At 61.8% G+C, this 6296-nt stretch carries 8 protein-coding genes; 7 read left to right on the top strand and 1 reads right to left on the bottom strand.

Annotated elements, in window-relative coordinates:
• Nucleotides 1-320: 320 nt before the first annotated feature.
• Nucleotides 321-752 (bottom strand): hypothetical protein, encoded by a 432-nt coding sequence (locus tag VNX23_RS17675; protein WP_325632086.1) that lies wholly within the window; start codon nt 750-752, stop codon nt 321-323.
• Nucleotides 753-1030: 278 nt separating this feature from the next.
• On the opposite strand from VNX23_RS17675, the gene VNX23_RS17680 reads away from it, so the two are divergent.
• The 7 genes from VNX23_RS17680 (at nt 1031) to nusB (ending at nt 6274) form a co-directional block, all read left to right on the top strand.
• Nucleotides 1031-1213: a hypothetical protein gene (locus tag VNX23_RS17680; protein WP_325632088.1), complete on the top strand. Its 183-nt coding sequence runs from the start codon at nt 1031-1033 to the stop codon at nt 1211-1213.
• A gap of 353 nt (nt 1214-1566) precedes the next feature.
• Nucleotides 1567-2889, top strand: a complete 1323-nt coding sequence (gene glyA, locus VNX23_RS17685) for a serine hydroxymethyltransferase (protein ID WP_325632089.1) — start codon at nt 1567-1569, stop codon at nt 2887-2889.
• Nucleotides 2890-2902: 13 nt separating this feature from the next.
• Entirely contained in the window at nt 2903-3385 is a 483-nt protein-coding gene (gene nrdR / locus VNX23_RS17690; protein WP_325632091.1) for a transcriptional regulator NrdR, read from the top strand.
• Nucleotides 3382-4536 (top strand): bifunctional diaminohydroxyphosphoribosylaminopyrimidine deaminase/5-amino-6-(5-phosphoribosylamino)uracil reductase RibD, encoded by a 1155-nt coding sequence (gene ribD, locus VNX23_RS17695; protein WP_325632093.1) that lies wholly within the window; start codon nt 3382-3384, stop codon nt 4534-4536. Before nrdR ends, ribD begins: the two co-directional genes overlap by 4 nt.
• On the top strand, nt 4536-5144 hold the full coding sequence (locus tag VNX23_RS17700) for a riboflavin synthase (protein WP_325632095.1): 609 nt from the start codon (nt 4536-4538) through the stop codon (nt 5142-5144). Before ribD ends, VNX23_RS17700 begins: the two co-directional genes overlap by 1 nt.
• 132 nt (nt 5145-5276) lie before the next feature.
• Nucleotides 5277-5768: a 6,7-dimethyl-8-ribityllumazine synthase gene (ribH, locus tag VNX23_RS17705; RefSeq protein ID WP_325632097.1), complete on the top strand. Its 492-nt coding sequence runs from the start codon at nt 5277-5279 to the stop codon at nt 5766-5768.
• A 2-nt stretch (nt 5769-5770) separates the two neighbouring features.
• The gene (nusB, locus tag VNX23_RS17710) at nt 5771-6274 is read left to right on the top strand and encodes a transcription antitermination factor NusB (RefSeq protein ID WP_325632099.1); all 504 of its coding nucleotides are present in this window, start codon (nt 5771-5773) and stop codon (nt 6272-6274) included.
• The last annotated feature ends 22 nt before the right edge of the window (nt 6275-6296 follow it).

Below are 6296 nucleotides of genomic sequence, written 5' to 3' on the forward strand. Positions count from 1 at the left end.
ACGTGCCGCTCAAGCGAGAACTCATAGAACAAAGCAGCCTGCTCAACCTTCTGATGCCCCATCATGATTCAGTCCCCTCTCGACGACTGAATCAGCGAATTTCACCCAGCGCAACCGCAGACTTTTTCAACAAAATCGACCATAACCGGAAATAACTTTCTTCACTCGATCACCTCGTCTGCGCGACCGGACAGGGGGAGCGGAACTTTGATGCCAAGCGCCTTCGCCGATTTTGCGTTAATGAACAATTCGAGCTTGGTGTCTTGCTGCACGGGCTATCGAGGGCCGGCAACCAACCAACACGAGCGGCTAAATCCGCTTCAGTGGCAGGGGTGATACATGGCCTCCAGCTGCCTGCCTCGCAGAAAGATCATGCGTTGAGTCAGGCCGCCTTGACTAGCGATCCAGTGTCGGACCTGCGATGGGTACATGGAATAAAGTGTCCGGGTTGCTTCCGGGTTCGCAGTGGCACGTCCGTTGGCTCCCAAATCCCACGTTGCGTGAAAACCGAGGTTGGCGTTTGGAGTTACACAGATTTTGTCGTGAGGGATCGTGGCGAGGATAATTGTACAGGCCGAGGCGCAAAGGCCATCGATGATTATTGTTTGGCCTGAGGCTCGCAAATGTTGGTAGCGATCTAAATAACGGCCGATCTGTCCGCCGTGATCACCACTAATTCGGACTTCCGCATGGCTTACGCCGGCACCCGCAAGCAAGAGAACTGCGGCAACCAAACTCGTTACGAACTTCATGTCCCACCCTGGCCCGAGCAAACCGAGTTGATCGTTTCGCGCGCTGCGCGAAACAGCAAGAGCCTCGTTCGAGTTCGTGGCATTATCTAGGCACCCATCCGAGAAGCTCGTCTTCTCGGGACCAGCAAAGGCGGGGTCCGGCGATCTCGCAAATCATTCCTTCCATTCGTCAATCCGTTCGAACGCCGCTCGCGTCGCTCCAGCGCTTCAATCCGCTTACTGCCACAGAGAGCCGCCGCCTCATCCCGGCGGGTTTCCACCTCTCAAAGGATAGACACATGGGAATTGCAGACGCCCTTTCTGATGCCGTGGAAGCTCTTCAGGAATATCTGAGCAAGTCAGATGAAGACGCGACGAAGCCTCTGCGGTCAAAATTTGAAAAATTGCTCGCCGATATGGACGCGATGCGCGCCGAGCTTGACGCCATTTCCCCGAAGGGTCCTAGCGAAGGCAGCTCCTAGCCCTTAGCCAACAGCCGCCGGGTTGCCATAGAGGCCGCCTCAGAGTTGGCGGGCTCTTTTGGTTAGAACGCCCGCCGGCCCGGTTAATATTTAGTGGGTTATTTCTGGCGAGGCTGCTTACCCAATGCTTACCCGTTGGTTTTCTTGGAGCGTCTGTTTACAAAGAACTATTATATATCAATATGATAATTGGCAATTTCAGCGCTTTGTCTCATAATGCATAAATATCAGACTCCTACCGCAAGTGCTTGGCCAATTCCGGTCAATATGGTATCCCGCGAGCACTCTTTGACCGCTGCGTTTGACCGCCCGCCAACCCGCTATCCGGTTGCGGCGGTGGAGATTTTTCGCCCATGAGCTCTTCTTCCATTTCTACCAAGGCCGGCGCAAAGACCGCTTCCGCGCCCGACTCGTTCTTCACCGCCCGACTGGCGGAGGCCGACCCTGATATCGCCGCCGCCATTTCCGGCGAGCTCGGTCGTCAGCGCCACGAGATCGAGTTGATCGCCTCGGAAAACATCGTCAGCCGCGCGGTGCTGGAAGCCCAAGGTTCGGTGCTGACCAACAAATATGCCGAAGGCTATCCCGGCAATCGCTACTACGGCGGCTGCGAATGGGTCGACGTGGTGGAGAGCCTTGCAATCGAGCGCGCCAAGAAATTGTTCGGCGCGAACTTCGCCAACGTGCAGGCCAATTCCGGCAGCCAGATGAACCAGGCCGTGTTCCTGGCGCTGCTGCAGCCCGGTGATACCTTCATGGGCCTCGATCTCGCCGCCGGTGGTCATCTCACCCACGGTTCGCCGGTCAACATGTCCGGCAAATGGTTCAAGGCACAGCACTACACCGTGCGCCGCGAGGACCAGATCATCGACATGGAGGCGGTTGCACGACAAGCCGAACAGGTTCGGCCAAAACTGATCATCGCCGGCGGATCGGCCTATTCCCGCCCATGGGATTTCAAGCGTTTCCGCGAAATTGCCGACTCTATCGGCGCCTACCTGATGGTCGACATGGCGCATTTCGCAGGCCTGGTGGCCGGTGGCGTCCACGCTTCGCCCGTACCGCATGCGCATGTCACCACGACCACCACGCACAAATCGCTGCGCGGCCCGCGCGGCGGCCTGATCCTGTGCAACGACGAGGCGCTGGCCAAGAAGTTCAATTCGGCGATCTTCCCCGGCCTGCAGGGCGGCCCGTTGATGCATGTGATCGCGGCCAAAGCGGTGGCGTTTGCCGAAGCGCTGCGCCCGGACTTCAAGATCTATGCAAGGAACGTGGTCGAGAACGCGAGGGCGCTGGCCGAAAGCCTGCGGGCCGAGGGCCTCGACATCGTTTCGGGCGGCACCGATAACCACCTGATGCTGGTCGATCTCAGGCCCAAGGGATTGAAAGGCAACATTTCGGAAAAGGCGCTGGTGCGCGCAGCCATCACCTGCAACAAAAACGGCATCCCCTTCGATCCGGAAAAGCCGTTCGTCACCTCCGGCTTGCGTCTGGGCACGCCGGCTGCCACCACGCGCGGCTTCGGTGTCGCCGAATTCAAGCAGGTCGGCGGCATGATCGCCGAAGTGCTGAATGCGGTTGCCCAGTCCGAGGACGGCACGGCGCCCAAAGCGGAAGCCGCCATCAAGGAGCGGGCGCGCTCGCTCACCGATCGTTTCCCGATCTACCAATAAGGGTCGCTTCCGAATGCGTTGCCCCAGCTGCAACAGTCTCGATACGCAAGTGAAAGACTCACGGCCGACCGAGGATTCCGCCGTGATCCGGCGGCGGAGGGTGTGTATTGCCTGCAATTTCCGTTTCACGACTTTCGAGCGGGTGCAGCTGCGCGAATTGACGGTCATCAAGCGCAACGGCCGCAGGGTGCCGTTCGACCGCGACAAGCTGGTGCGCTCGCTGCAAATCTCCTTGCGCAAGCGGCCGGTCGATCCGGAGCGGGTCGAGAAGATGGTTTCCGCAATCGTGCGCGAACTGGAAAGCGGCGGCGAGGCCGAGATATCCTCGGAAGCGATCGGCGAGATTGTGATGGAGCATCTGCGCCAGGTCGACGACGTCGCCTATGTGCGCTTCGCCTCGGTCTACCGCAATTTCCGCGAAGCCAAGGATTTCGAAGCGGTGCTCGGCGAGCTTTCCGGCGACGAGGACGCGCGGATCACCTTGTTACGCAAATGATCTTCCGTATTTTGGAAGAGCAGCTCGCGCAAAAAACCAGGGAAACGAAGGCTGCCGATCAGCGCTTCATGCAGCTCGCCCTGACGCTCGGCCGGCGCGGGCAGGGCCGCACCTGGCCCAATCCCGCCGTCGGTGCTGTGGTCGTCAATGACGGCATCATTGTCGGGCGCGGCTGGACGCAACCGGGCGGCCGTCCCCACGCCGAGCCCGTGGCGCTTGCGCAAGCCGGCGAGGCCGCGCGCGGAGCGACGCTCTACGTTACCTTGGAGCCCTGTTCGCATGTCGGCAAATCGCCGCCCTGTACCGACGCCGTCATCGCCGCAGGCATCAAGCGCGTGGTCTCAGCCATCGAGGATCCAAATCCGGAAGTTGCCGGCCAGGGGCACGCGAGGCTGCGTGCCGCCGGGATTATGGTCGATGTCGGGCTTTGTGCGCTTGAGGCGGCGCGCGACCACGCCGGGCATTTCGCCCGCGTCCGCGATCACCGCCCGCATGTGATGCTCAAGCTCGCGGTCTCACGCGATGACAAGATTGCCGGCGCGGAACGCAAGCGAGTCACGATCACGGGCGAGGCCGCAAAAGCGCGCATGCACCTTTTGCGCGCTCAGAGCGATGCGATCCTGGTCGGGATCGGAACCGTGCTCGCCGACGACCCGCTGTTGACCTGCCGCCTTCCCGGTATGGAGGCACGCTCCCCGGTGCGGGTGGTGCTCGATCGCGCCTTGCGGATGCAGGGCAATAGCCGCCTGGTTCGTTCGGCCCGCGCCACGCCCTTGTGGGTGATGACTTCAGACCTTGCCGAGGCGCCCGCCGCCACGATGCTGGGCGCGGCCGGGGCCGAGGTGATCCGCCTCGAGACCACGGCCATGCCGCGGTCCGGGCTGGATCTGCAGGCCGTGCTGCACGCGCTCGCCGGAAAGGGCATTACGCGGCTTTTGGTCGAAGGAGGCGCGCGCATTGCCTCCGCCTTTGTCTCGGCAGGCCTTGTCGACGAATTCTGGCTGCTGCGGGGTCCGGACAATATCGGTGGTGACGGTGTCGCGGCGCTGGAAGGCCTGCCGCTCACCTCGCTGACGCAGTCGCCGGGCCTTCGCATTCGTGCTAGCGAGAACCTCGATCAGGATATTCTCACCGTGTACGAGCGCGTCTGATGTTCACCGGGATCGTCACCGACATCGGCGAGGTCAAAAGCCTGACGCCAACCGCGCAAGGCCAGCTGCACCGGCTTCGCGTCGGCTGCCATTACGACCGCTCCACCATCGCAGACGGCGCCTCGATCGCCTGCAACGGCGTCTGCCTCACCGTGGTCGCATCGGGCGTCGAGGGCGGCAAAACCTGGTTCGACGTCGATGCCGCTGCCGAAACGCTTCGCATGACGACCGCAAGACACTGGACCCTCGGCACGAAACTCAACTTGGAACGCGCCTTGAAAATCGGCGACGAACTCGGTGGCCACATTGTCGCGGGGCATGCGGACGGGATCGCCACGATCCTTGCGCGTGACGATCTGCCCGACATGGCCCGGTTCGACCTGCGCACCACGCGCGAGCTCGCGCGTTTCATCGCGCCAAAGGGTTCAGTGACGCTCGATGGCGTGTCGCTGACGGTGAATACGGTCGATGACCTCGCCTTTTCGGTGCTGATCATCCCACATACGTTAAATGTTACTACGTTGTCGTCCTGGCGCGCGGGCAGTGAGGTTAATATCGAGATTGATCTCATGGCCCGCTATGCGGCGCGATTGACGGAAATGAAGTGACGGCGTAGCCGTCATTCCGGGGCGATGCGTTAGCATCGAAGTATGATGTGCAGTTGCACATCAGAGAATCTCGAGATTCCGGGTCCGGTCCTTCGGACCATCCCGGAATGACGAAAACCGGTGGATTGAAGGATGGCAGAGCCGCGGCGCGCACCATCAAACGAGAGTATCGACATTTCCGGCGCGCGCGCGCTGATCGTCGAGGCGCGCTTCTATGACGACATCCAGGATGCGCTGTTGCAAGGCGCGCTCGCCGAGCTGAAGGCTGCCGGCGTTTCTCATGACGTGATCACGGTGCCCGGTGCGCTGGAAATTCCGGCCGCGATCGCGATTGCGCTCGACGCCGCGGAACAGAGCGGCAAGCCGTACGATGCCGCGATTGCGCTCGGCTGCGTGATCCGGGGCGACACCATCCATTTCGAAATCGTCTCGATGGAATCCTCGCGCGCGCTGATGGACCTTTCGGTGGCGAGACGCATGCCGCTCGGCAACGGCATCATCACCGTCAATACCGAGGCGCAGGCCTGGGCGCGGGCGAGAGCCGGCGAGCTCAACAAGGGCGGCGACGCCGCGCGCGCGGCGCTCGCCATGTTGCGCATCAAACGCCGCCTGACAAAGGCCTGATCATGGCCGACATCAAGCCAAAACCAGTGCGGGCACCGGACAGAAAAGCCAACCGGCGCGGCGCGGCGCGGCTCGCCGCCGTGCAGGCGCTCTATCAGATGGATATCGGCGGCGCCGGGATCAACGATATCTTCGCCGAGTTCGAGAGCCATTGGCTCGGCGGCGAGGTCGAAGGCGACAAATATCTGCCGGCGGAAGCCGCGTTCTTCCGCGACGTCGTCTCCGGCGTGGTGCGCGACCAGGCCAAGCTTGATCCGATGATTGACGACGCGCTGTCGAAGGGCTGGCCGCTGAAGCGGATCGACGCGATCCTGCGCGCGGTGTTGCGCGCGGGCTCCTATGAGCTCGAGCACCGCAAGGATGTGCCCGGCCGCGTCGTGGTCTCGGAATATGTCGATGTCGCGCATGCCTTCGTCGAAGCGGAAGAGACCGGCATGGTGAATGCAGTGCTCGATCAGATCGCCCGCCAGTTTCGCGCCGATGAGTTCGCGCGGGCGGGAGGCTGAGATGACGGCCTATGGCCGCCTC

The organism is Bradyrhizobium sp. (assembly GCF_035570375.1).
Lineage (GTDB): Bacteria > Pseudomonadota > Alphaproteobacteria > Rhizobiales > Xanthobacteraceae > Bradyrhizobium.

Coding starts and splice junctions, on each gene's coding strand:
- nusB (WP_325632099.1), top strand. CDS start 5,771: ATGGCCGACATCAAGCCAAAACCAGTGCGGGCACCGGACAGAAAAGCC.
- ribH (WP_325632097.1), top strand. CDS start 5,277: ATGGCAGAGCCGCGGCGCGCACCATCAAACGAGAGTATCGACATTTCC.
- glyA (WP_325632089.1), top strand. CDS start 1,567: ATGAGCTCTTCTTCCATTTCTACCAAGGCCGGCGCAAAGACCGCTTCC.
- ribD (WP_325632093.1), top strand. CDS start 3,382: ATGATCTTCCGTATTTTGGAAGAGCAGCTCGCGCAAAAAACCAGGGAA.
- nrdR (WP_325632091.1), top strand. CDS start 2,903: ATGCGTTGCCCCAGCTGCAACAGTCTCGATACGCAAGTGAAAGACTCA.
- VNX23_RS17680 (WP_325632088.1), top strand. CDS start 1,031: ATGGGAATTGCAGACGCCCTTTCTGATGCCGTGGAAGCTCTTCAGGAA.
- VNX23_RS17700 (WP_325632095.1), top strand. CDS start 4,536: ATGTTCACCGGGATCGTCACCGACATCGGCGAGGTCAAAAGCCTGACG.
- VNX23_RS17675 (WP_325632086.1), bottom strand. CDS start 752: ATGAAGTTCGTAACGAGTTTGGTTGCCGCAGTTCTCTTGCTTGCGGGT.